The sequence below is a fragment of the Oleiphilus sp. HI0061 genome, from assembly GCF_001635675.1.
Genome location: NZ_LWFE01000905.1, coordinates 1 through 670 on the forward strand (window position 1 = coordinate 1; position 670 = coordinate 670).

Below are 670 nucleotides of genomic sequence, written 5' to 3' on the forward strand. Positions count from 1 at the left end.
ACGAGAATTGACCCTCAGCTGGTTCTTTTGATAGCTGGTGATAAGTAAACTTAAAGCGATGGCATTCTTGCTGCAAGATGGTCATCGCATTCCATTCCATTATTACATTTACTTACCTAGTAAACTCAAACCGCATATACGAAGTACATTTCCGTTAAGCGCATTAGCATCGGGGCGGCTGAAAAAGCTCACTCCCTCTGCGATATCTAGCGGCAAGCCACCCTGTGATAATGCATTCATACGTCGCCCTAGTTCACGAGTCAATAAAGGGATTCGCTGGGTCATATCAGTTTCTATAAAGCCAGGTGCAATGGCGTTAATAGTTAGCCCCTGAAGGCCCTGGTCGGCGGTGTGTTGGCTCATCGCTTCAACATAAGAGGCTATTCCGGCTTTAGAGCAGGCGTAATTACTTTGTCCGAAGTTACCTGCAATCCCGGAAATAGAAGATATACAGATGATGCGTGCATTGTTAGCAAGTAGCTTCTTTTCTATTAGCGCACGATTGATATCCAGCACCCTGGACAAGTTGATGTTTATCACTTGATCCCAAAAGTGCTCTGGCATGTTAGCAATAGTCTTGTCGCGAGTAATGCCAGCGTTATGAACAATGATATCTATTACGCCGAGTTGCGCACCAGTAGTATTGCATATAGAGTCGACCGAGCTTTCT

The 670-nt window shown here is 45.1% G+C and carries 1 protein-coding gene; it reads right to left on the reverse strand.

The window, feature by feature from the left end; all coding sequences use genetic code 11:
• Positions 1–108: 108 nt before the first annotated feature.
• Positions 109–670: SDR family NAD(P)-dependent oxidoreductase (locus A3735_RS10690; RefSeq protein WP_156499599.1), on the reverse strand; the 562-nt coding region annotated here is incomplete at its 5' end.